Here is a 25,487-nt window from a genome sequence, read left to right on the forward strand (position 1 = left end):
CCACTTCAAAAATGAGTCATACCCTTTCTTATCTATTAATTCTTATTTTCCAACTTCACCTACGAATTGTGCCGGGTAGCTAGCTTCGGGAAAACTATAAATAAAGACTTTCGCAAAATCATTGTCACCTTTATCGTCAAAGCTAACTTTCGTCAACACACCTTGGTAGTCTTTCACTCCGCGAACAGCATCTCTTACTTGTTCTCGAGTTGGCAATTTGTTGTCATTTCCTTTGATAGCATCCTCTATCGCTTTTAAAACAAGTCCCATCGTATCATAGCCATATACCGAGTAGGATTCGGTATTTTTATTAAATGTTGCTTTGTATTTTTCGATAAACTTTTTACCTTCTTCTGATTTAGTAGAATCCCCTGCTAACGAAGTGATGTACGTATTTTTAATTGCATCTCCAGCAATTTCAACTAGTGTAGAAGAATCCATTCCATCCCCACCCATAAATGGGACATCAATGCCTTTTTCGCGCGCTTGTTTAATTAGCAGTCCACCCTCTGAATAGATACCTCCGAAGTATACTAAATCTGGCTTCTTGGAAAGAATCTGGTTTAGGACACCATTAAAATCTTTTTCTCCAACCGTAATTCCTTCAAACCCAAGAATTTCAGCTCCTTTTTCTTCAGCTGCTTTCTTAAAAGCTTCTGCAATCCCTGTACCATATGCTGTTTTATCTTGAACGACAAAGATTTTCTTTGCCTTTAATGTGTTAACCGCATATTCAGCACCTGCCGGACCTTGAAAATCATCACGAGCTACAATACGGTTGACTGTTTTTAATCTTCTATCCGTAACATCTGTCGCTGAGTTGGCTGGTGAAACCATTGGTATAGCGTATTTTTCATATACCTCTGAGGATGGGATAGCGACACCAGAGTTAAAGTGACCAACAACTGCCAATACAGATTTATCTGAACCTATCAATTGAGCATTGGCCACCCCTTTTTTAGGATCTGCCTGATCATCATAAGGTACGAGCTGTAAACCAAAACCTAATTCTTTAAACTTTTCCTTTTCCTCGTCTAATTTAAGTTGTGCCCCTAGCTTAATTGCTTCACCAATTGTTGCACTTCCACCTGACAGTGGGGTCTGAGTAGCGATTTTGATAACCGTTGAATCATTTTTTTCGGTCCCAGACTTTGCACCGCAGCCTGCTAAAATAATACCTACCGCCAAACCCCCTGATAACAATAAAGCTAACGATTTTTTTAACTTCATGTTGACCCTCCCTATAATCTTTTTATACAAGCCCCCTTTATATATATTTATCAGTTCATAGAAATAGGACGAATTATTTATTTTAATTTTCTGAATATTATTTCCGTTAAAAAAAGGGTTGTTCCTAGTTTCTTTATATATAGTTTTTTCTAAATCATGTTGGACTGGCACAAAGGTTGAGAGGCATTTAATGGTTTTTATCAAGTTTCCACAATCCCCTTGTAATATATGACAACTTTCTTTTTACAAAACTGCACAAAAGCAACAATATTAAACACAAATAAACAGCTGATAAACCCCCACCTGGATTGCACCTTTAACAGCTATATACAAATTACGGATAGCGGCAAATTGCTCTACCCTGCACGGACAATTTGGATACGATGGGGATGTTGCCTTAAGTATGCCATGCATCGTCGGCAGAAGTGGTGTGGAGCAGCAATTAGAAATTGCCCTTAATACCCAAGAACTTGAATGTCTGCATCAATCAGCGGAGTATATTAAAGAAGCGATGAAGGTTGCAAAGACGGGTAAAATCCATAATTCACTCTAAAAACATCAAAAACCACTTCCCTAGGTTCTTATAGGAAGTGGTTTTTGCAATTGCAAAATTGATTAAAAATACGCAAGGGTTCACCTGCAACCTTCAGTCCTTAGCTGCCGCTTACCTTCGTGTTAATTTTATATAATCAATCACAATGGAGCCGGCTTTTGTGGCTTGAAACCGAATTGGATAGGTCCCTGCAGCCGGGAATGTCACCTGGTCTAAATCCACAGGAATATATTGATTGGCCGTTGAACTAAGTTGATTGACCGCTTCCCCTATCGCTTCACCATTTACATATGCCTGAACCGTTGCCCTTCCTGATGTATTGGTCTTATATTGATAAGACACATCATAAGTGCCTGCCGCAGGAACATCGATACTGAATTGAATCCACTCTCCGACTGGTACGGAATTGGTCTGTAAATAGTAAATTCCATTCGTTGATGAAGTGGAGAGTGTAATACTTGGGATACTCTTAGTAACCGAATTGATTTGCGACTCCCCTTCAATCAATATCTCAAGCGGAACAGTGATCCGATAACTTGCCTTTGTCGTTCCGTCTTCAGCGGTCACAACCAGAATATCTCCCGTTTCAAGCCCACCTGAAGTCTTTGGCTGGCCGGAGGAACCGGTGACGGAGTAAGTCTGTGCCGTCCCATCCGTTGACTCAATTTGACTGGTCAAGTCAACTGCTGTGGTACCTAAAACTGTAGTAATGGTATAACCTTCTGTATCCAGATTGGTAATGTTGTTATGAACATCCCGTTTCAATTGAATCGAGATATTATGCGGATCCTTTACAATCGGCGGATAAGCCTGATTATCAGTCACCGTCGCATTTACTATGTCGTCAAGCGGTGTCAACTTATTGCCCCAAGTATTCTTGTAGAAAGCAGCATTCTTTACGGTAATATTGCTGGCGTTTTTCAGCAGGATGACACTTGGGTTATTTTCCCCTCTCACCATTGTCAACTGGTCGAGGACCGCATTTTTAACATCATCTAATACGAAGGCATAACGATCGTCATTTTTCTCAAAATTAGTCGTTACATTTTTAAACGTTAGACCATCGACATGTCTTGCCCAGAATCCGTAGGCAGGCTGTACGCCAAAGTCGCCAACGTTGTATTTGCCGACACCTAACTCCGGAGGACTGATATGTGAATCGGCAAGACTGTTGCCGCCCTTTACTAAAATATCCACATTTTCAAAGTTCACATTCTCGATATAACCGATACTGCGTCCATCCGGAAGTTTTGGACCTCCATCGCCAACCTTATAACCTGCAATAATCGGTGTTGCCTTACTTTGATTGGTGTAAGGAACCCAGCGCTTAGATGGGTCGCCGTACTGACTTCCCTGGTAAACCTGTTCAATATTTACATCTTTAACGTAAATGTTTCTCACATGGCCGATATTGACATTGTTGCTCAGCAATTCATCACGCTGCACACCATTTTCCATGAATTTCATCCGCTGCGCTTGTCCGCCAATCACCCGTCCCCGATTGGAGATCGAAATGAAGAATGGTGCCCGGGTGCGCCGCATCTGAGCCTCATGGTGAATTGGCCCTGTTTTGCCTGAATTCAAGTAAATATTTTCAACGGTTGCGCCGTCATTTGTTGAAATCGAGAATCCCGCCTTATTTCCGGCTAATACATAAATATTATCGACATAAGCATTTCTGATGTCGTCTGCTGTTTCACTTCCAATCTGGAATAGATTACAGTTTGTGTCACCAATAATATTGCGGACATAAAAATCAGTCGCAGGTCTTGTAAACCCTAATGAAGAGTCGCTGCCCGGTTTGACTATGTCATCGGAAGTACCTTTAGCATAGATGTTTTTAGCCGTGACATAGCTGCTTTCCATATAGTCAAATACGTCCCTGGCCTGTCCCCCTTTTCCTTTATCATAATAAAAGTCGTGCGTGTTGATATGGTCCGTACCGGTTGCCAGCATTGCAAAGTGACCAGCATTATCCACTCTCAGCATATTACTAATGTCTCTTTGCTTCACTTCATTTTTTCCGTCTTTGTCGATGCTTTTAATATAATAGGGCTCGTCAGTGGTTGGTGAATCAGTCTCTTCATACCACAAATCAAGCCCATTATTTAAACCGCCAAATTCAAAGTTGGTGCTTAGCTTTAAAGTAACCATCTTATCCGTACGATTATCAGGTGCGTTATTCATGACACCATCACTAGTCACAAGATTACCATTTCCGGTAATTCGTCCATTTCCAATAATTTTGACATTGTCGACCCTTTCACCGAAGAACATACTATTTCTAAAGTATGTGTGGCCGACATCCTGCTTTGTCATGTAATTTTCAGGATCCCGGTATGGCCCTGTGTCTGTAGGGGATGTACCCGAGCGATAAGCTTTATCTGAAAAATAAGCTGATTCAGGGGCGTCTCCGCCTTTCAATGCGGCAATCGTCGCATCTTTATTGACATATAAATAGACATTGCTTAGCAGATGTACAGTTCTTACATTAAAGGTGCCATTCTCAAACAGCAGCGTGCCGCCGCCAATCGAATTAAGGTACGCAATCGCCTTATTAATGGCTTCTGTATCATCAGCGGTACCGTCACCTTTTGCACCCATAAGCCTGGCGTTAAATTTTCCTGTATAGAATTTAGTAATATTTGATTCTCCGTTGTTCTCCCCGCCAGTGACGTCGAGCCTAAAGAAGTACTCTGTATTCGGAGTCAGGTTCTGAGCTTCAACTTCTCCACTTTGTTTTTCCACTTTTGCATTGCTTTCTGTCCAGCTTGTTCCCTTATCTGTTGACTGCATCAACTTGATGAAGGCAGCATGCTTCGGAGCAGTCCAGCGGAATTTAGCCTTCGTGTAAGTATCGCTATTTTCCTTATATGTTAGACTCTTATCTAAAACTCTATGAAAGTTGCTTATCGTTTTAACCACATTTAAGCTGACAGTGCATGATGGACTAGGTAATACTTCCGGTTCAGAGGTCGTGTAGGAAGCCTCAAACTGATAGCTGCCTTTTTTTATAGAAACATCCTTAAAGCTGATTTGCAGATCTGCCCCATTTGCCGGTCTTAAATCGAGACCCTTGAACGTGATGGCCTGGCTGCCGTCCTTGTTGTTATCAATCTTTACCGTCCCTACTTTTTGGAAACGATATCCTTCCCCGACTCTGCCAATGGACTGTGTCTCAAGCCCGGAAAGCTTGACTTCCCCTCTGCCGATTACATTTACAGTGGTGTTATCCATCGTGGCATTGATGCCCTTTGGAACCTTTATAACCACCTCTGTTGCCGGACTTCTCATACCTGCAAAAAAATTCAATACAACATCCGATTCAGTCTTTTCCGTAATTTCGTTGTCTTCGAGTTCCATCTTGCCGCGAACGGCACCTTTTATAACTTTAATCTGATAATCGTAGGAATCCTTTCCTGCCTTTACGGTTAGAACATCACCTTGGCTGATTGCATCTGTCGGTTGTTTTACTATCCCATTTGCATCTTTCACGGCATATATTGGAGTTACAGCCGCTTTGGAAGTAATTTGCTTGAACAGTTCCTCCACTGTTTTAATTTCTAACGTGGTGCGCCCCTGACTCTCAGGGGTATCGACTGTATAAATAAACGTATCACCCGAAGTAAGCGTAATCGTATCACTAGAGACATCAAAAATATTTATGCCTTGATCTGATGGTAAAATTGAAAGCTTTTCAGGTACCTTGCCATCGCTTTTATGTTGACCCTCCTTTGTTACTTGGATTTCAGCAGCAGATGCGGCTACGGGAAAGCCTGCCCCTAGAGAGGCTAATACAGTCGAAAATAAGAGCACCACAAAAACCATTGCTGAAAATCCCTTTTTCACTATGTTTGTCATCCTTCCACTCCCTTATTGTTTATTTAACCAGATATTTCCTCGCTTATGTTCTGGTTTACATCCTCCTTCCTGAACAGCCATAGAATTGTTTGGTCCTTCTTAGAGGTCGTATACAATGATTGTATAGTAGATACCGCTGTGCCATTAGGGGTAGTTTTTATATATATTTTAGGAATTTTTAGATTATCTGGATGTTATAAAGAAATGGGTGAAATGGCACACAGGGGATGGGACCAGTCTGACTTAGAGGTCGCTGGAAAAAGAAAAATCCAGGTCATGCCCCTGGCTTTAAGAGATTGGATGTGTCCGTTGTCATTACCCGCTGCGCAATTTATTCTACACTGACCTTGCCGCGTTGAAACGATTTGCGAAACTCCGAAGGTGTTTTTCTTTTTATCCTTTTAAATGTGCTGCTGAAATATGATAAATCCGCATAGCCGAGACGATGGGCTATTTCCGTTATTCTAAGAGATGTGCGTGTGAGCAGCCGCTCCGCTTCGTCCATACGCAATTGCTGGACATAATCAAAAAAATTTTGATTCATTTGGCGCTTAAATAGCTGGCTTAAATAGCTTGAATTCAAGTGCACCTCCTTTGCTGCCTCTGTCAAGGTCACTTCACCTGGCACCCTGGATTTGATGAACTCTACCACATGTTCTACGGTGGACTTTTCCAATGGATATGGATTCTCTTTCCCTTCAGTCTGCTCAACGAAATCCACACAAGGATTGAGCCATCTTTCTAAACAGACTGTCATTTCTTCAACTTCTACTGGCTTTAGCAAATAATCGAATACACCTGCCCTTAGTGATTGCTGGGCATAGGAAAAATTATCGTGACCGCTAATCATCATAACGGCTTGTCTTTGATTGACCGAACGGAATTGCTCCAAGAATGTTAAGCCATCCATGACAGGCATCCGAATATCCACCATAATCAGGTCGGCATGATTGGTTTTCAGCCAGTGCAGCGCTTCTGAACCATTGCTGCTTTCGTGGCAGACCATAACCGGCAGACCAGTCTTTTCGATAGTCCGTCTGATGGCGGTCCTTACCCATCTTTCATCGTCTACAAGTAATATTTTTTTCATTTCTCATGCCTCCTAATTCATTACAGGGGCAGAAACGGCAATTTGATATCAACAGCGCTTCTTTGGAACACTAAAATTTCGTAAATCAAAATATTATCCATGTAATATTCAGACGAGTTGACCCCAGCAATCGCCGCAAAACAGGTTTAATTTATTTTGAAGCGCTTTCAACTTGACGTAATACTGCTGTTAAGCCTAATCGGTTTCAATTAGGCTAGAATGATGATTGGAAGGTTTTTATTACTCATAGATATCTTTTGCAGACAATCCCAATCTTGTCTATGAAATTCCAAATCTTTGATACTATCATATTATTTTTAAATTATCTGTCAATGCAACTTTATGACTATTCTTCCCAGTAAATTAATCTAGAACAATAAATAAGGTCCTTTCCAACACTTTATCCAATTAAACAGAAAGCGGGCATTTATTATCCCCGCTTTCTAGTTCAATTCACGATTTATCTAGATTTACTTGTCTTTGCCTCCAGGAAAGTCAACCCGTTTCACATTGATATGATAGGTTTTTGGTTCACCTTTCTTCGGCGTCACTTCAATATGGATTGGATTATCGCCAATTTTTAATAGAATCGGCCGCAACTCAGAGCCAGCCACACCATTTACCTTCACTCTTGCAGCAGCATCGGCGGTAACCGGTGTAATATTAATTCTGTTAATATTTCGTTTTAGATTAACTGTATACTCAGTTACATCCGCATTAAACGAAGGAGACAATGTCCCCTCGCTAAGGATCAGCCGGCTCAAGTCAGCATTCGTTTCCGACGGAACAGCAGATATTTCAACATCATCCAGGTTCATGTATCCGATACTGGAGCTGTCTAATCGGAATCTGAAAAGGAAATTCGGTTTATCAAAGGCATTTGGATTACTAATCGTAAAAGTGAACGGAATTTTGGCATACGTATCAGTCAGTTCCGTATGGCTGCTGTCCCGGAGCAACTCACCTGATGTATTCCAGGTATTCCCGTTATCAACTGACCATTCACCGACCAATTTATAGCCATTAGTTTTATTTTGTGTTCTTGCGTTAAATGAAATGGTCAAATCCTTATAGCCTTTCGTACTTACATTCACCGTGGCAGTAGAACTGTTTGCTGAATCCTTCAACAGCCTTAATGCTGCCGGCATCGACCGGGTATGAGTCGAATTTCCATCTTTCACAAAGATTTGCGCCGGGGCTTTGAAGTGGCCTTGATCATAATAGCCTTGATACCATATTAGTGGTTTAATGTCAGCTGCTGATTGCGGGAATTTTTCCATAATATCGAATAAGCTGACACTGCTATCCTGTGATAATATCTCATCAATTCTTGGATCGGCCCTGAATTCAGTGAAGCTGGATTGATAGATTTTAACAGAAAACTTCTTGTTAGATTCTGTTACCTTTACCATATATGTCTTTATTGAACCATTTGGCGATTCGACTGTATACTTGACGGGGTCGGTAAAATCATTGGCCGTTTCGCCGCTCACTTGCACAGTCTTTCCAACCTTTACACGCTTGCCAGTTGTGATAAAGGAGGCAACTAATCCTTTTCTTTCCGTCCCCTTTGGCACCGTTACGTTGATCTCATTACCGTAGATGGTTCCAACCACTGGGGTATATAATTCCTTGAAGCTAAAAGTGACAAATTCTTTCCGCGGGCTGCCTCCGGCAAGACTCGGTGCCACCAAATTTGCCCGATGGGTGGTTAACTGGTCTTTTAGCATGATATCTGAGGCACTCCAGTAGGAATCTTCCCCGAATTTGGCTGCCGCTTCCCGCAAGTATGTGGAGAAAATTCTTTCGTCCTCTTGCGCTTCGAGTTCATCGTATGGCCATCCCGTGAAATCTACTACATATGGAGTAATAAAATCGTACGCCTTCCGGATTTCCTCTCCAGCGCTCCAAACATCTACCCCTACTTGATCACCCATCACTGCCAGCATGGTAAATGGGATCAAATTAAAGGTGAAGTAATGGAATGGTCGCGTTCTCCGCAGCTCTTCCGGCATGGTCCCATCGTCCATAATTTGATCCGTCATCCGCGGAATCGTTGTCTTCTGTAAATAATTCTTGGCTTTATTTTTAGCGCCCAAATAAAGATTATAGGCTGTGAACTGAGCATCAAACCAGGTGCCATGGTTATTGGCAGTATTTTTCTCATCCTGGGCCACTGAGTTGGTTTCCAGCCAGTTTGTATATTCAGATAACCAGGTCTTGAACCCGATGGTGTCGTTTGTCGTCCAGCTGTTTGAAGGAGAGATTAGCTCGATGTCATCAATGATATCCAGCAATTTATCCGATTCCAGTACTCCTTCCTTACGGCCGTCGGTTACGCCTGGGACACCTTGGGCATACCTCATGTTTGGATTCATCTTCGTTTCTGGATTGATAAACCAGGTTTTTAAAAGCAGCGCGGCATGTTTAGCGTACTCTTCCTTATTGGTTAAATAGTAGGCAAGTGACAGTGACGATACGGCATCCCTTAAATCCATAAAGCTCTGCTTATCATACTTTTCCGTATAGCCTTCAGGGTTAAATTGGCCATCCTTGTTAATATACGGCATTCCATCCGGTTTTGTCGGGTCTGGCCACCAGTATGGTCCGATACTCCAATAATCATGAATACTGGCATTTGGAGCAGGATTAGGCTTGTACGTGACGGAATATGGCCCTTTGGTTAAGGCTGCATCGGCCTCTCCTATTAATTTATTAACCGCATCCGCATACTCTTTGCCTGTGCTTGTTAGGGATTCTTTCACTTTCGTAAGCTGCTGAAAGTTGATGAGAATCGTGTTTTGCTTTTCCGTTGGGACCATCGATAAATTGACCGCGTCACTTTCCGTTCGATCCTTTGCGGCAGTCTTAACGGCAAAGGTATATTCCTTGCCATTGGTTAGACCGTCAATGGTTACCTCACCGACGCCTTTATCGACTATCTTCGTACCCGGGTTAGGATTGGAAGAATCAGAGATGTCTGTTACGATGACCTGATCAAAATCCAAATAGTTAGTATCCTGTACCGGGTCCTGCCAATGGATGATTCCTTGTCCGTTACCGTTGACCACGAATGCATTCGTGACTGGAGCGGTTTTGGCAGGAACATCGTTATATAGTTCGAATTCTGATAGATTAAAATTTTTTACAGTATCCACAAGAGTAAAGGTTACTTTTACATACCGGCCCTCCACCTGTTGACCAAATGCAGCCGTTTCTGTTCTGGGACTGTTTGACGCTTTGTTCTCAATTGATTTTTCATAGGCGGCATTCCACGTGGAGCCATTGTCATTGTTATATTCAATCTTCACTTTATCGGAACCGACATTTGTTCCAAATTGTAGGACAGCCTTATTAAAAGTCTTGAATGACCCCAGGTCCAGAATAAACCAAACAAAACCATTTGGGCGGTCCGTACTATTCGGCTGCCACAAAGTTGCTGTATTTCCATCAACAATATTCGCTAATCGATTGCTCCCCGTCATTGAACTGGAAGCATTAATGGCTGCTGCATTCAGCGCCAAATTAATCTGGTCAGCAGCCTTTGCTTTTTTTATCTGACCGCCCGTTTGAAACGGCGAAGCAACCAGAAGAATGATCATAAATAAGCTGCTGATTCTCCGGAACTTATTGTGAATGAACATGAAATTCCTCCTTCATTTTTTGATCAGCCAATTCAAAAAAAGAAACCCTCCGGTCCAGACGTCCGGAAAGGGCCTCCTTTAAAATTTATTTGGGTATTACGGCTTGGAACCAATATTCGATCAGCTGCTCAACCTTAGTGCTTAAAACTTCCTTTGCGCTACCGGAAATTTGGTCTTGCAGCCCTTTATTATTAATGTGCTTTTGGAAATCTTGTAAACTCTTAACCGCTTGAGTCGTGTGCTGCTTGCTGTACTGGTCTTGTGTCTGTGTTAATTTTGCCTTTAACTGTACCAGCAATGCTCCTTGTACATCTCCAGAATTCGCATAGTCATCGACAAGCTTGTTAATCGAATCAACACTTAGCAGTGCCAGTTTTACCTTGAACGTTTTGCCTTGTGCTCCTTTGACATCGATAGACAGTTTAATGGTTGGGTATGTCTGAGTGACAGTTACACCACTGTCGGCTGATATCACATAAGCAGCTGGATTGTTAATTTCCACATTGATAGTGCTCTTGTTGGCCTGTGTCGGATCAGATACATTTATTTCCAGTACATTTCCTGATTGCATCGTCATGACGGAAGCTTTTTTATCGCTATTAATGAAATCCCTTCCGTTCACTTGCACTGATTTTACCTTGTCATTCCAGAAATTTGCCGCCACGATGTTTAGGTTCTTTTCTTGAACTGCCTGTACGTCAGCAGAGTTCTCTAATACTGAAATATCCGGGTTATTGGCATAATCCGTCACAGCATTGCTAGTTTTGTTTGGTAGAAGGACGTATTCATATGTTCCATTGCTAGAATTCTTTCCGTGATCCTGCCATAACGTTACGAAGTTTTTCGTCACATCGGATGAATCAGTAAATTTTGGATAATTATTACTGTTGTTCCATTTGTCTGTCCTTGCTTCGCGTAAACCATGAACCTCAGCAGGCTGCGGGAAGTAGTAGCCGATATCCGATCCTGGCGTGCTACCTTGAAGATGAATGGTTTTCACATCCCCCATGGTTTCGTTCCAACCTAAATTAGATGACTTTGCAGTCCCGTTAACGGTCAATGTATTTTTGCCTGCATCGCTGATTTTTCTATTTTCGATGGTCGTTTCAATCGTACGGTTATCCGTACTGTTAATGCCGGATCCGAGTGCAACGACTTCGTCATCAAACATGAACCAGGATTTTTTCGCGGTTAAAGTGCTGCTCCAAGCATCCAATTCCATACCGGAGACGCCGTAAAGACCAGCTATGTTTGTCCCGCCCACCCAATTTTTCGAACTCTTATAGCTTTGTCCAGAAACGTCGGCCCGGCGCTGGGTGTCCACCGTAGTTCCGGGCAGTCTATACATATTGACGGTACCCCAGTAATCATCACTGTACTGTGATAAATCGCTGTTATATAAATAGGTAGCTCCGTCACCCGTATACCAGCCCTTTAAGTTCTCGTCATTAATCGATTCAAAGTTAAAGATACGACTGGAAGACATACCAATGGCAAAACCAAAATCAGGACGCAAATGAACGGTACGGTCCATGTTAGGGAATTGGCGGTTCGTGACCAGCTCTCCCCTTGATTTTATAGTTGAATCTTGTACAATTTGTTTGGCTAATACAACATGGTAGATTGGTGCTGTTTCATAGAAGCTTAAGAATGTATCCGATTGAATCCATTCCTTCACCATACTTTTCAGCCTTGCAGCATATTCTGAAGGTGCAAATTGGGAGAGATGCAGGATAGGTCGAATGGCTTCATGGCCCATCAAATGGTCCTGCTGGTTAAATCTTGATATTTCTCGGCCGCGGATAATGTCCATTAAACCGCCTTTGTAAATAACGGGCTCGTACGAATCAAAGATCCACTGGTACATGTTATCCAGGTTTGGGTCGGTTACCTTCCAGACTGATCCATCCAATAAGTAAACGAATGAAACTAAATTGGCAAGCAATGCCTTCCCATACCCGCCAGTATACGGATGTGAACCATGCTGCAGGAAGGAGCCGTCTGTATAAAAACCATCACCAGTGGTCACATATTCGAAGATCGGGCTGATGGCATCACGTGATCTCGCAACCTTATCGCCATCTTCGACGATAATTCCCCGAATACCCACAACGGTCGCCACATACATAAGATTAGCTCCCGTCGCCTTGCCACCATTGGCTTTGGTCGGATCTGGAGTGAATTTTTCAATAGTGTTCATATAGTTGGTAATTTCCTGTTTTGTTAACTTATCATATAAAAGCGCGACTGTATTATTGAGAGTAAGCGGTGTGCCAATACACCAGTCAAACCAGTTGGTTTTACCTATTACTCTGCTCGGGTTATATTTCTTTGCATATAGCCATGCCAAACCATTTTTAATGTCCATTAATAATTGTTCGTTCTCGTACAATATCACCGATTCGCCAGTGCTATTTTTCACGGCTGCGCCTTTTGTGGAATACGCCAGCGCCATGGCTTCCAGACGTTGATAAGCTAATGTCATCGGGCTCGATTTGCTCTTTTCTATGGTGATGGTGCTGTCATCTAAATCTTCCCAGATGTAATTGTCCGGGTTGGTTTTGACCATGGTCTTCCAATAATCGTTTGCCGTGTTTGCAATAATATCAACCTTGCTGACCACATCCGGGTCATCCGGCGAAAAGTCGCCACCGACTAAATAGGACTTCCATTTTTGCCTCAGGGCTTCAAAATCACCTGCAGCCCCTGATTCCGCAGAGCTTTGCTTTACAGTAAGCGGTAAAATCGTTGCAAACACAACCACAAAAGCTAAAAGCGTTTTCCCCGCTAACGATAATAGATGTCTCACTTGCTCATTCCCCTCGTTTCATAAAAGATTAAAAGCCTCATCAACCAGCAAAGATTTTTTCATCGACTCCCCCCTTCTAGAAAACACGTTATCAACTTACTTTTATTATGCAAGCGGTTTCATAGAATCAAGTCTATTTTATCACCGATTCAATATTCAGAATACGCACACATTTTAGGAGTTTTTGCAAATTTTTTAGGGATTTTGCTAAACTTAACACTGCCAATTCTAAAGAAACCGGAAAAAACCACTCCCTAGCTTTTTAGGAAGTGGTTTGGTATTGATATTTGAATAAGAACTTTTTTTGACTTACCTCTGTTATACCGAAGATCTATTTTTCCTTAGAAGCGGCATTATACTTTTAATTTTGTAAACCGCTCTTTCCTTTTTAAGTACTTTTCGTTAAGTACAATCACTTTCCGGTTTTAAGTTGTATTGTATTTTCGATAAACTGATTTATATTTTTCAAATACAAAGTGACCTAATATATAAATTGGGATAATCATGAACCTGTGGATGACTAATTGTAGTATTAGATCAAATTCCGTCCCAAAGAAATATTTAGTCATTACAGCATTTGCCAAAAGAGAATCCATTAAAATTATTACTACATAACATATATGAAAAGGAGAAACCTCTTTTTTCTCACTTTACACTCGCTCTAGTTCGGACTTTATATAAAGTGTTGTCGATACTGATGTTACAATCACAAAAAGGGAAATTAAATATGTTAGAACCTTGTTTGAATTCTATAAAAAAGAAGCTCCCCGCAAGTTTGCTCAGGTAGCAATAGTCAAGTAGGGGCTTGTCCCATAAGTCAATGTTGACAATGGTACAGCCCCAAATTGTTATGGTTTAACCGTTCGTAAGCTAGTATGTTTCGTTCGGGATTTTTCCTTTTTAGCTTCAAATGTTACCGTTTTCTTGCTCCCAATTAGATACAATAACAAAATAATAATCATAAAAGCTGCAGAATAACTAAAAGTCATGCCGTATCCAACACTTTTATCTAAGAATCCAAGACCTACTAATCCAATGGCCAGACCAAAATCTATAAAAATAAGTAGCATAGAATTGGCTGTTGCTTTTTTCTCTGGTGGAACAAGAGTTAATGCCCAAGCTTGGATAATTGGATGGATAATGGCAAAAACGATTCCGAATAATGCCCCTGAAACCAAAACCATCACCATACTAGTAGAAAAGCCTAAAAGAATTAAACCTGCAGCCCCTGAAATGGCGGCTGGAATTATAAGGATTCTGTGACCGAATCGATCGAAAATTTTACCAGAGAAGGCCCGAACGATTACCATTGCATTCCCTTGTGCGATAAAAAACTGTGATATCCTTCCGCCAACATTGTTTTCTTTACCAAACGCCCCCATAAAGTTGACTGTTCCTGCAATGGCTATATAGTTGAACGTTACCAAAATACATGGAAGAAGGACACGCTTATCAAACATGTACTTATAGAAAGGTTCTTTTATTGTCGCCTGTGGACGTTCCTTTTCTTCTTTAACCGTACTTTTTGTGGAAAAACTGCACACTACTGAAAATAGTCATAAGTCCGAGAGTTAACATCATCATGGAATGGAATGAAAAATGCGCAAGGTAAGAAATAGCAATTAGCGGCCCCATTGTCGTTCCAACGCTTGTAGACATTGCGAAAAAAACAATGCCCTCACCTAACCGAGACTTTGGAACAATATTTTTGATATCGTAAAGACTAACTTTGCGAAATGATCTTCCGCAATCAGGCGCTTAACCTTAGCAAGATTCGGAGGGGATAATTTTGATAAGGTTTGTTGAAGATTTAGCTGGAGCAATCTATGATTTCTTTAAGTTTATATTAATAAGTTTAAGTTACGTTTTTGCTGGGATAATTATTGTCGGAGTACCACTGTTCCTTTAGGTCACTCTGATGATGATACGACCAGAAATATATATCTTCATGTAACGAAAGACATGAAAAAGAAGCTTCCCAAAAGTTTGCTCAACTTATGAGAAGCCTCCGTTAAAATCCTCAATGTTAGCAAACCACTCTCATCTTACTCAAAAACCCTTAAATATCAAGGGATTGAGGGGCATGTTACATCATGCCGCCCGTAAGATGAGAGTGTGTAATATCTTTAATGAGAGGTGCAAAAAGTGCGGTTTATCAAGGTATTGTTAAATTCTTACTGTAACATCTTTAACGGAGTTTTACCGTTTTTCATTGAATTGCGTTAGCAAAATGTTAGCATTTCAGATAAAAAATGGTGTAGGCGGTGTCTAACTTAGGACTGACAACTCTACAGTATGTTCTATTAGGTGTTTCTATTTATTGTACTTAAATATAGGTTTAATGAATCTTCTACTTCGTTGATGACTAACTTAATAAAGTCATCATATTCTTTTTGTGTATGTGCTTTATCTAATGCTTCATAATAAGCTATTCGATTTTCCACTTGTTTTCATTGAAATAGATTTCTCTATAATTAACTTTTGAAAATAACAATAGTAAACGATCACTGCTGTTCCCATTAAAAATGCCATTCGGATAAAGGGCCAAAGGGTTACCATGTTCAGGTTGCTCAATTTCGGGGATCTCATGAAATATGGAGGGAAGGCTGTGAAACCACTAAGCTGTCACCATTAGGGAATACTTAAAATAAGAGAAGGTTCCTGTCCCCTTGTCCCCCACAATTAGATTAAATTATGACAAAAATTCTGCTACTTGATTACTAAATAAATGTGTATCGAATACTCCGGCCATATGCCCTTTCATGCTTTCTATCTTATATAGTCGAGCATCTTTCCCTTGATTTTGTAATATCTCAACCATCTGCTGATTATAAACTGTTGGGAATAGCATATCACTTGTACAGGATACCATTAATACCTTGGCTGTAATTCTATTTAACACTTCCTCTAAGGAATGAAAATCATGTGCAATATCCTGCAACATTGTAGCACGGCTAGTATAATACCAATGGCTTGCATCAACCGTAACTGAACTTGCATTATTGATTAATTCATATAATTGCTTTTCATAGGATGTTTTAGCTTTAATATCGAAATAAGGATCAGTTTCACTACTATCACGTTTAAAAGTTTGCTCAAAATATTCTGATGTATATGCGCCAATATTCATTAACTGGCAAGCTAAACGAGTCGCCTCATCTGGTCCATCGTTATCCTCATAATCACCATTATTCCATTTTGGATCCAACTCAATAACCCGCATGGCGTGTTGACATACATTGAATGCTGTATGAACTGGAGTTTGTGAATTGGTTATGACACCAATTAATCTCTCCACCATTTCAGGATAGAGAACTGACCAGTTAATAGAGATAATACCACCCGCAGAGGGTCCCATAACAGCATACAATTTTTTAATGCCTAGTTGTTTTGTTAAAAATTCATGTTGAATTCTAGCCATATCTCTATAATTAAATTGTGGGAACTCAAGGCCATATCTCTTTCCTGTTTCTGGATTAATTGAACGTGGACCAGTAGTGATAACCTTTGTATTTTTCACATGTACATTCGCAATATTATCTGTACTGATTACAAAGAATCTATTTGTATCGACCGCTTTTCCAGGGCCAATTAAATCATCCCAGTATCCTGGAAGAGGATCTTCCGGTGTATATTTCCCTGCTGAATGAGAAGATCCACTAAAATAATGATTTACTAGGATAACATTAGATTTGTCTTCATTTAATTCACCATATGTTTCATAACCTAATGTAACCGGAATGGTTTTTCCACTTTCAAAAGTAAAGTTATCGACAGTAAAACTTTGCTTTTCAACATAATTCATATCCATTTTTTGTTCCTCCTTTAAATGGAAATATTATATTTGATTGAAAATTCACCACAGAAATAAATACTATGCCTTCACATACATTCCGATCTGATAATATTCTTGAAACCCAATATTTTTTTATACATTATATCCTAGATCACTTGAGTGGAGTATCGCCAATTGATAACCTTTTTATTTAGCTTCAAATAGCGGCTGCTTGGTAATAGCAGTGCCCATTCCTTTGCTTCTTGCCTTTTCAAGTGTAGCTACATTGTATATTCCAGCAACACCAGCAAGATAAATGACTGAAGAAATTGCTACTACCTCACCATCTAAACGTGCTAAGAAATGTGTACCATATTCAGGTTGATTGAGAATTGCCTCATCAATTATTCTAAAACCATTTGCAACTTCGTCGGTGGCTTCAAAGCCTTCTTTCAATACCTTCATAAAGCTACTAAAATCATCTTCTGTTTTCACTTCCTCGATCTCTAGCCCTGGGATATTTGCATTTTCACCGGATAAGTCCTCTAACTTTAATGCCATTCCAGGCATTGTTCCAATAGATCCGAATCCATTTTCCTCTAAATAGTTTTTCAGGTTGTGAGGCTTATCTAATTCTGAACATGTCATCCACATAAATGGCAGTTTTTTTTCTTGATAATAATTCGTAATATCATCAACTACCAGGGGCAAATCCACTTCATTACAATTCGTAGACACCACTCGATTAAATAAAGGGTTCGATACAGAAGATGAGAACCATCTCATCCCATCTTCTTGGCAAGCATTAACTTGTTCCTTAGGTAAAATATCACATAGGTCCGCAAAGTTCTTACAAATGGCTTCTTTAATTTTTTCCTCTGTTAACTCTACTAAAATTGGCACCATAAAATATCCCTCGCTTCATAAAGTATAAATATAAATATCAAACATATTTGAAAACCACATGATAATTATACTGCTATTCCGAAAATTTAAAATATTAATTTGAAGAAATCCTCTCACTTATAAAAGGGAATCCAGTAATCATATAATCTTAAATCTTATAAGATTTTCAGTTTAATCATTTAAGTACCTTAAAAAGGCAATGCTCCGGAGGGGGTTAGCTGCCTTTCTTTAAGGATCTATACTAAAAATCTGGACGTGATTGCATAATATCCCATATATTTGTTTTAGTAATGCTAAAAAGGGTTGCAAATCTGCTAGTAGTAGGAGAATATCCTAATAACACTTGCAAGATATTCAATTGATATCCCTTTTCTAACATAATTCTGACAAAAGTATCCCTAAAGGTTCTTGGAGAAATGTTCTTAGTTATATTGGTTCTTATTACCATCTTTTCTATTGCTCTTTCAATACTTCTAGTTGCTATTTGCCGATAAGGTTTTCTTCCTGTTACAAAAATATTACTTAATTTTCCTGACTCTACCCCTTAAAGAATTGGTATCTAATTTCCGTCATCACTTAGGCTATAACCCCTTTTCGTAAAGACAAACATCCCCCTTTTTTCTTTAGTATATAATGTACTATATTCTTAGAAAGGGTGAAATTAAATGTACAATTCATATTACCCCCCGTACCATCATTATGACCTTTATCAACCTACTTCAAAGTCCCGAAACCATAGTAAGCAAAATAACAGCTTAAGTCGCCAAGAGAATTTTCAATCCCAAATTAATATGTCCCCTTTACCTAATAAATTTTCTAAAAGAATTAACAACCAACATCAAGAAAGTTTCCAAGATAAAAATAGTTTGGTTTATCCACCTACTGAATTCCTTGCATATCATAACGACCAGACACAACATATTCCATACCATATCCAGTCCGAAAGTGATCTTGAAAAGCACCTTAAACATCTCTCTTACCAACTTGCTTATTTAATACAACAAAATCATCAATTGTTACAACTTCTTCAAAAACAGAAACAACCAGAGCAAAGTCAGACCGTTTCAACACCTTCTGGAGGCACAGTCATTGTACGTATGTAATTAATAATGGGTCTAATCAGTAGGAAAAAAATCCTCTGAAAAAAGACATTTATGGGGTGTGGATGTCTTTTTTTTAAAATAAGTGACATATTTCAAGCAAACTACTCAAGACAGCGTGAGTCATCATCTTGTATGATGAATAACTTTAGGAAAAACTACTTTCTCCCTAACTCTAAGGTAGTATTTTCTTATTTTAAGATGTATACCATATTAATTTCCAATTAATCCCATATATACTTAAATGAGGATATCCCCTAAAGGAATATGAGCGACACCTTCAGGAGATCCATCATTATAATGATTTATATGATCGATGATCAAATTACAAAAAATCTGTATTTCAATGTCACGCAAGAAATGAAAAAAGAAGCCTCTCAAAAGTTCGCTGAACTCATGAGAAGCTTCCGTTAAAATCCTCTATGTTAGCAAAATGTTAGCATTCCACTCTCATCTTACTCAAAAAACCTTATATATCAAGGGTTGGAAGGCAAGATTACATCATGCTGCCCATTCCTTACTAAACTGTAACATCTATAATAATATTTAACGAACCCGCGACATTATAGGTTTTTCAAAAAATATTTTGTACCATCTTTAACTACTTTTTATTACATTTTATTAGATTGTTAAATTAATGTTAAATTCAACATATTGTTTCCGTATCCCACATGGTTTGAGTTGTGATCGCAGATAAATTGGTCTAGTAGGGTTTACCTAATTACAATTTTAATATAAAAAATAGTTATCAGTTATTTAACAATTGCGCCCGATCGTGAAATATTAAAAAATGTAAAATTGCTCAACTTTTAAATTAACTACTAAACACACTCAATGTGTGTAGTATAATTAACTACACAATGAAATGTTGATGGGTTTATTAACATTTCAATCCTTTAGTCTTTAAAGCATCAAAAAAGTAGAGGGAATTTAAAGAAAAGACAATATAATAGAACCTACTGTTTTTGATAATTGAATTTTAAGCCACTTCAAATTTCAAAGAAAATCTGAAATGCCTTGACACGTAGCCTCAGTAGGCATGATTTTACTCGAAATCCGACCCAAAGGTGTATTCGAGTGGTGGATTAACCAAATCATGCCTCCCAATCCATATCAAGGCTCTGTTCTAAATAGAAAGGATTTTCATGGAAATATGATTTTTCCATAAATTTTTATTTGATTGATTTTGAGTAGCAGATATTAGTATTAACTCTTCAAAGACTAATTTAGCTTTATTTTGATCTTGTAAAAGCGATTAATAAAGTTCTATACTATCTTTAAATCTAGGTGTTCTATTGTACAAACCATTAAAAGCTGCCGGACTTCCGAACATTCGTTTTTATGACGTAAGACATTCTCATGCTACGATGTTATTACAAGCAAATGTCCACCCTAAAATTGTTAGTGAGCGTTTAGGACATTCACATGTTGATATTACAATGGATATCTATTCCCACGTAACAGAATCGATGGAAGGATTGGTCGTTGACACCTTAGATGAATTTCTTGATTAACATCGACGGTACAAAATCATAAATGGCACTTTTTGGGCACCCGACAATAAAAAAAGACCGAGTGCCCTCTGGTCTAAGTATATAAGGTATTCGCTAGAACCCTTGATAGTAATGAGTTGGCGGGACCGCCTGGGAATCGAACCCAGCAGACCTGGCACGCAGGTCTCAAGCAGTTTTGAAGTTCTATACAGTATGTAATATCTAGTATCACCAAGCCCCATAAAGTGCTATAGAATAAGGTTTCAGTGATTTAGAGTATCATGTAGTATCATTAAATTTTTTCAAATGGGCACCAAACTCGGCACCGAATTTCTCCCATATCAAATGATAAAATTTAATGATTAAGCATAGAAATCATGTCGTCCCACTTTCAGCTGTTCGGGAGCTGAATGGAATAATGAGAGATGAGGGGCAGTCAAAGGTATTCTTGTTACTACGAGTTACTACGGAAATGATTCCAAGTAAAATAAATTCTTAAGTGGTTTGATTATTATTACTTCTAGCTTTCCTTTTGTTCATCCTAATGAGTACGTCATGGTAAATCCTTTCGAGATTTAACTTTTCTTCTTCATCATCGGTAATTTGGCTAATCTGATGAAATATTTTTATAATTGAAATTGTATTGTTAATATGAGTTTCATCATACATTACACGGGCTTTTTTACGGGTATCAGAGCTAAATGTTTTGGTTCTTCTATCAATTTCACGATAAACCATTTCATAAAGTGTATTATCATCTACCTCAGGATTTTTTATCATGAAATGAATTTGCTCCAATGTTTCTTTTCTCATTTCTTCTAAGTTATTTATATTTTCTAATTGTTTTTCAACATTTCGTATGGAAGTCCTATGATTAATTTTGAAAACTTGATTCGTTGAAAATGCTCTAAAGGAAGCCCCGTCATTATCCATGAATTTGTAATTTAGATCTATTGAAAATGCTTTTTTTCCTACCTCATTGTTTGATACATAAATCCCTAAATAAATCTTACCAATATCAGATACGTGTATAGGGTTTTCCTGCTCAATAAATATTTCAATATCAGAGTCCGTTAAATTTGCCTTAAGAATTTTAAAAAATATGTTTTCTTTTTTTGCATAAGCATGTAAGGCTAATAATATTAAATAAATGGCAATGTGATTATCATAATTATTGTAATCTGTTGAAGTTAAGCCACGAATATAATAATTATCTTCCTTCATTATTAATCTATATTGACTTTCTTCCTTCTTTCTCTCTTCCATTAAATATGTAATGCATTCAGATAATAAGTCGTGGTAATTATGCTTAAAACAAAATTTTGCAAAATAACCCATTTGAAAAAAATGATTCAAAAAATCATGTGTGAAAGTATATTCACCCGTTGCCACTGTATCATCCAAAGCAACATTATCTTTTATAAATCGTAATATAATTTGATTATTATCATTAAACCCCTCAAATTTAATATTCTTTAATTTAGTATCAGGGTGATCAAATTTATCATCATTCACTTTTTGAAAACCTTCAATTAATGACAATGACCCATAGATCCTTAAATGTTCATTTAACTGCCCATAATTTTTTAGGGGAAATGTCTGATAAATTAATTGATCTACTTCTCTTTCATCATTAATAAAGTCTTATAAATCCTTGCTCGTTCAGAAGAAATATTGCTTAACACTAATTCATCTAACTTTACTTCCTTAATCGTTCTTGGCATATCCCACCTCCTATTTATCCAAAAGATGAAAAACAAATTTAATTATTCTTGCTAACAAATCTGCTATTGAAGAGGTTAATGGTGTCCTTAATTGTTCGTTTAGAGTAAGAGTAATTGCTGTGAGGATTGCCACATAGAAAATGATTAATTCATCTGTACTAGAGGTTTTGTATGTAAGGAAGAATTTGAATCGTTTCTTTGTAATTGGCATGAAGAGAGGCACACCTGACCTAGAAAAATAATCACCCGCAATATGGAATAGATATCCTAAGCTTAATCCTAAAGTAAATGGACTATTAAAAAAACAAATCAATATTGTTAATAAGGACCATGCGAATAATGAATGTGTTGCTCCTCTATGTCCATACCATTTATTTACTATATCTGCGAGGCCAAATGATTTTCTGCCGATAAAAGAACGCGGTTCATCAATATCTGGTAACAAACTACCTAACGAAATACCTCCTAAATACCATACTGTAAATGGAAAAGATATTACTGTTGCCAACCCTGCTCCTACTGCAATCGATGTGGCAAGGTGAGTTTTATACAACATATTACCACCACTTTTCTTAGTAGAATGTACCTAGCATGTTTATTAGATTTTTATGTGATGGTGTTAGGATAAATACCATTTCTTTTCAAAAAATAATGCATCACTTCAAGAGTGATGCATTAGAATGTTTTATATATTGATAAAAACAAGGAAAGAAGATTACTGATTTAAGATATATTTCTCTCGATTTAAAGGTCAGTTGGTTTATATATCTTAATCTTTTTTTTCTTTTACGTATAATCGTAATTATGTTATCTAAAATCTCCTCTTTGCTTATATTTGGGACTAGTGAGAAAAATCCTAGACGAGCAACAGCCGTAGATGAATTATTTCTACCGCTATTTGCATTAGAAACTTATACTTTTTCAGTGATCTCAACCCTGTCAATTCTATAAACACCCTAAAATATGCTGAGCAGCAGTTTCCTAAAACTGTAGGTCGGAGTTGAATCCTCTTCGGGACGTCAAAAAGCCTTGAATTTCTCAAGGCTTTTTATTTTTGTTAAAAATATGCAATCAGCAATTGCCAAAAATGAATTGAACACTCTAATGCTTAGCCTGCTGTTTTATTACAGAAAATTTATATTTTTTTAATCAATCAGAATTATCTTATTGTTCATTAATTTTGTAGTCTTTCTAGGTAACTTTATCATCCTAACTTAGAAAGACTTAAATGGTTCCAACATGATAATAATAATGTCTCACAGTTAACTATAAATCATCATTCATATATTTTCATATATTTTCATATATGACCAGATATACAGTGCTTCAACATATGCTCCGGTCTATAATAGAGAGAAATTTTCTTAAAGCAATAACTGGTCATAAGCAAAATATGATTTAGAAAGATAATATTGAAGTAATGCTTAAATGCGGTTCTTCTTTGGATAAGGGACTTCGATTATCTAAATTCAAATGACCTGCTCTAAGGTACTGCGTGGTCTATGTTATCCCTAAAGTTAGTCGTTCCACCACTAATTAATACATCGGTCAATCGGTAAAAAAAAACTGTAATTGCAACTAACTCATTCAGATATTCTTGCAATAACAATCCTGTGTGGCAACGAGGTCGTGCATGTTCATCGTTGTAATTGTTACTTGTAACTCCTGTCAAGACAAACAAAGAATTCAAAACACTCTTTTATTGGAATAACAATCTCCAATATTAAAATTAAAAAAAATAATTATCTGATTTAGTACATTTGTAAAAGCTGGTTTGTTATTAGCTCTTCACGTGAATAGAATCAAGAAGTTCAATCTCATCTTTTCTATCTACTTAAATGCAATTAAAGCATTTATAGTTGGCTCAACAACATCAATGAAAGAACTTTCCCTAACCTAAGTCCCTTTTCTACTAGATATATTATTCTATGGTTCGATTCCTCAAGTACTTTTATTGTGGAATTTATCCTATCTGATATTGGAATATTTGAAAACGCTAACCATTATCGGTTTACTTTAGTAAACTAATGTCTAAAGGCACTCGGTTCTCCCCATGGACCACTTACAGTGTTATCAGTTTCTAGTAAAGGCTTACAGTTATCACATATAGGACCAAAGGTTCCTCTTAGCCCACTCTGATAAGCTAAACTTAAAGTTCCAGCTCGAAATTCAGTTAAGTGCACATCATAACACCCAGTCGTCCTTTGAATTACTCATGATTCTTGACTATCAAAGTTTTCCGGATCAAACGAACAAACGTTTTAGAAATTGCCCGAAGCCGTAGCACTTTCACCAGCCCCAGCATAAAAAAGATATTATTGGTTTGAGTATCCTAAGATCATTTCCTTCCTGATAAGATATACTTAAAATGGATTTAATTAATTTAATTTTTCATAAATAAATAACTTTTTATATAAATATCCAGTTTTTGACTGACATTAATAGTTTCTTGACTAGTTAGACCATGGTGGGTGCCAGCATTTATCATTTCTTTGCGAAGGAATTCAATTTTTTTTAAAAGTTCATATTCTTTTTGGTCAGTTGTCGTTATAATCATAAATTACTCCTTAATATTCACCTTTGTATTAAATATTTTTCAAGAATTTCTCCACATCTAATGTTTGTACTTTACCTTCTACTTCTTTTGCTTTCGTTCCATCGCTCATCATTGTTAAGCAATATGGACAGCCTTACTCATACAAAACGGGCAAACTGGAAAAGTTGTAACTCCTGACCTATATATTGCATGCTTCGTATGTAGAACTTGACTGTATCCTCCTATTTACCTTGGAACACCAGGAACAATAAGAATAAAAGATGGTAAAAAAAGACAATTCAATTATAAAAAGTTGATTCGTCTTTGTATTTTATTTCATAATTTTTTCCAATTTTTGTTCATTTGCTAATTTTGTTTCAATGATATGAACAAGCTCCTCTATAATATCGTTTAAGGTCATTTGACAAGTATCTTTTTCTAAAATGGTTGAAGTTTTATACTGCAACATTCTTTCTTGCTCACTCAAAAAAATCCCTCCATTTATAAAGAATGATTCCATGAAAACAGCTTTGCAGGAAAATTGGCACTATTGTATTGCTTAACTTCACAACATGGGTCCATCGCAAAACGACACTTCAATGTCCTTTCCTGTTTCAAATAATTTTGATTCCAGGATTAAAAGATCCCCATCTATTCTAAACTGACTTTCTTATGTCTTTTTCTTCCATAATTACAAGGAGGCGCCTGTCCCCACCTGTCAAACCGGTCCGGGACGAATGGTACTGCCACATCCATGTTAGAGAAT

Annotated in this window: 16 protein-coding genes; 3 read left to right on the forward strand and 13 right to left on the reverse strand. The window is 37.9% G+C overall.

Going from position 1 to position 25,487, the window contains the following annotated elements; translation table 11 throughout:
* Window positions 1-42: 42 nt before the first annotated feature.
* Window positions 43-1,230, reverse strand: coding sequence for a branched-chain amino acid ABC transporter substrate-binding protein (locus BLR86_RS01215; RefSeq protein WP_090757828.1), 1,188 nt, complete (start codon window positions 1,228-1,230; stop codon window positions 43-45).
* A 361-nt stretch (window positions 1,231-1,591) separates the two neighbouring features.
* Between BLR86_RS01215 and BLR86_RS01220 the strand changes: the two genes are divergently transcribed.
* Window positions 1,592-1,783: a hypothetical protein gene (locus BLR86_RS01220; protein WP_368086744.1), complete on the forward strand. Its 192-nt coding sequence runs from the start codon at window positions 1,592-1,594 to the stop codon at window positions 1,781-1,783.
* Window positions 1,784-1,894: 111 nt separating this feature from the next.
* Here the strand turns inward: BLR86_RS01220 and BLR86_RS01225 are convergent, their stop codons facing one another.
* The 8 genes from BLR86_RS01225 to BLR86_RS26920 all read right to left on the reverse strand — a co-directional run bounded on the left by BLR86_RS01225 (window position 1,895) and on the right by BLR86_RS26920 (window position 18,385).
* Entirely contained in the window at window positions 1,895-5,644 is a 3,750-nt protein-coding gene (locus BLR86_RS01225; RefSeq protein WP_090757829.1) for a hypothetical protein, read from the reverse strand.
* Between the two features lie 331 nt (window positions 5,645-5,975).
* Window positions 5,976-6,734, reverse strand: a complete 759-nt coding sequence (locus BLR86_RS01230; RefSeq protein WP_090757830.1) for a response regulator transcription factor — start codon at window positions 6,732-6,734, stop codon at window positions 5,976-5,978.
* A gap of 470 nt (window positions 6,735-7,204) precedes the next feature.
* Window positions 7,205-10,378 (reverse strand): alginate lyase family protein, encoded by a 3,174-nt coding sequence (locus BLR86_RS01235; RefSeq protein ID WP_090757831.1) that lies wholly within the window; start codon window positions 10,376-10,378, stop codon window positions 7,205-7,207.
* Window positions 10,379-10,463: 85 nt separating this feature from the next.
* Window positions 10,464-13,187: a polysaccharide lyase 8 family protein gene (locus BLR86_RS01240; RefSeq protein WP_090757832.1), complete on the reverse strand. Its 2,724-nt coding sequence runs from the start codon at window positions 13,185-13,187 to the stop codon at window positions 10,464-10,466.
* A gap of 848 nt (window positions 13,188-14,035) precedes the next feature.
* Window positions 14,036-14,731 (reverse strand): MFS transporter, encoded by a 696-nt coding sequence (locus BLR86_RS01245; protein WP_254782195.1) that lies wholly within the window; start codon window positions 14,729-14,731, stop codon window positions 14,036-14,038.
* Window positions 14,732-15,879: 1,148 nt separating this feature from the next.
* Window positions 15,880-16,998: an alpha/beta fold hydrolase gene (locus BLR86_RS01250; RefSeq protein ID WP_302847189.1), complete on the reverse strand. Its 1,119-nt coding sequence runs from the start codon at window positions 16,996-16,998 to the stop codon at window positions 15,880-15,882.
* 171 nt (window positions 16,999-17,169) lie between these two features.
* Window positions 17,170-17,868: a GNAT family N-acetyltransferase gene (locus BLR86_RS01255; protein WP_090757833.1), complete on the reverse strand. Its 699-nt coding sequence runs from the start codon at window positions 17,866-17,868 to the stop codon at window positions 17,170-17,172.
* Between the two features lie 241 nt (window positions 17,869-18,109).
* Complete coding sequence (locus tag BLR86_RS26920) at window positions 18,110-18,385, reverse strand: tyrosine-type recombinase/integrase (RefSeq protein ID WP_090757834.1); 276 nt, start codon at window positions 18,383-18,385, stop codon at window positions 18,110-18,112.
* A 148-nt stretch (window positions 18,386-18,533) separates the two neighbouring features.
* On the opposite strand from BLR86_RS26920, the gene BLR86_RS01265 reads away from it, so the two are divergent.
* Window positions 18,534-18,971 carry a hypothetical protein gene (locus tag BLR86_RS01265; RefSeq protein ID WP_090757835.1) on the forward strand — a complete coding sequence of 146 codons (438 nt, stop codon included), beginning with the start codon at window positions 18,534-18,536 and terminating at the stop codon, window positions 18,969-18,971.
* A gap of 1,292 nt (window positions 18,972-20,263) precedes the next feature.
* Entirely contained in the window at window positions 20,264-20,482 is a 219-nt protein-coding gene (locus BLR86_RS01270) for a tyrosine-type recombinase/integrase (protein ID WP_254782196.1), read from the forward strand.
* Between the two features lie 474 nt (window positions 20,483-20,956).
* Here BLR86_RS01270 and BLR86_RS01275 read toward each other — a convergent pair whose 3' ends face one another.
* From BLR86_RS01275 to BLR86_RS25875, 4 genes are all read right to left on the reverse strand, one after another.
* Window positions 20,957-22,003 carry a hypothetical protein gene (locus BLR86_RS01275; protein ID WP_090757837.1) on the reverse strand — a complete coding sequence of 349 codons (1,047 nt, stop codon included), beginning with the start codon at window positions 22,001-22,003 and terminating at the stop codon, window positions 20,957-20,959.
* A gap of 192 nt (window positions 22,004-22,195) precedes the next feature.
* On the reverse strand, window positions 22,196-22,741 hold the full coding sequence (locus BLR86_RS01280) for a metal-dependent hydrolase (RefSeq protein WP_090757838.1): 546 nt from the start codon (window positions 22,739-22,741) through the stop codon (window positions 22,196-22,198).
* Window positions 22,742-24,568: 1,827 nt separating this feature from the next.
* Window positions 24,569-24,742, reverse strand: coding sequence for an aspartyl-phosphate phosphatase Spo0E family protein (locus tag BLR86_RS01285; protein WP_090757839.1), 174 nt, complete (start codon window positions 24,740-24,742; stop codon window positions 24,569-24,571).
* Between the two features lie 310 nt (window positions 24,743-25,052).
* Window positions 25,053-25,208, reverse strand: coding sequence for a hypothetical protein (locus BLR86_RS25875; protein ID WP_175492755.1), 156 nt, complete (start codon window positions 25,206-25,208; stop codon window positions 25,053-25,055).
* Between the last annotated feature and the right edge of the window lie 279 nt (window positions 25,209-25,487).

Source organism: Bacillus sp. OK048, assembly GCF_900103525.1.
In the GTDB taxonomy this organism is placed as follows: Bacteria; Bacillota; Bacilli; order Bacillales; family Cytobacillaceae; genus Neobacillus.

Excerpts from the sequence above, each read along its gene's own strand:
- BLR86_RS01250 (WP_302847189.1), bottom strand. The coding sequence starts at position 16,998 with ATGGATATGAATTATGTTGAAAAGCAAAGTTTTACTGTCGATAACTTT.
- BLR86_RS01280 (WP_090757838.1), bottom strand. The coding sequence starts at position 22,741 with ATGTTGTATAAAACTCACCTTGCCACATCGATTGCAGTAGGAGCAGGG.
- BLR86_RS01230 (WP_090757830.1), bottom strand. The coding sequence starts at position 6,734 with ATGAAAAAAATATTACTTGTAGACGATGAAAGATGGGTAAGGACCGCC.
- BLR86_RS01215 (WP_090757828.1), bottom strand. The coding sequence starts at position 1,230 with ATGAAGTTAAAAAAATCGTTAGCTTTATTGTTATCAGGGGGTTTGGCG.
- BLR86_RS01255 (WP_090757833.1), bottom strand. The coding sequence starts at position 17,868 with ATGGTGCCAATTTTAGTAGAGTTAACAGAGGAAAAAATTAAAGAAGCC.
- BLR86_RS01225 (WP_090757829.1), bottom strand. The coding sequence starts at position 5,644 with ATGACAAACATAGTGAAAAAGGGATTTTCAGCAATGGTTTTTGTGGTG.
- BLR86_RS01285 (WP_090757839.1), bottom strand. The coding sequence starts at position 24,742 with ATGATTATAACGACAACTGACCAAAAAGAATATGAACTTTTAAAAAAA.
- BLR86_RS01235 (WP_090757831.1), bottom strand. The coding sequence starts at position 10,378 with ATGTTCATTCACAATAAGTTCCGGAGAATCAGCAGCTTATTTATGATC.
- BLR86_RS01265 (WP_090757835.1), top strand. The coding sequence starts at position 18,534 with ATGTACAATTCATATTACCCCCCGTACCATCATTATGACCTTTATCAA.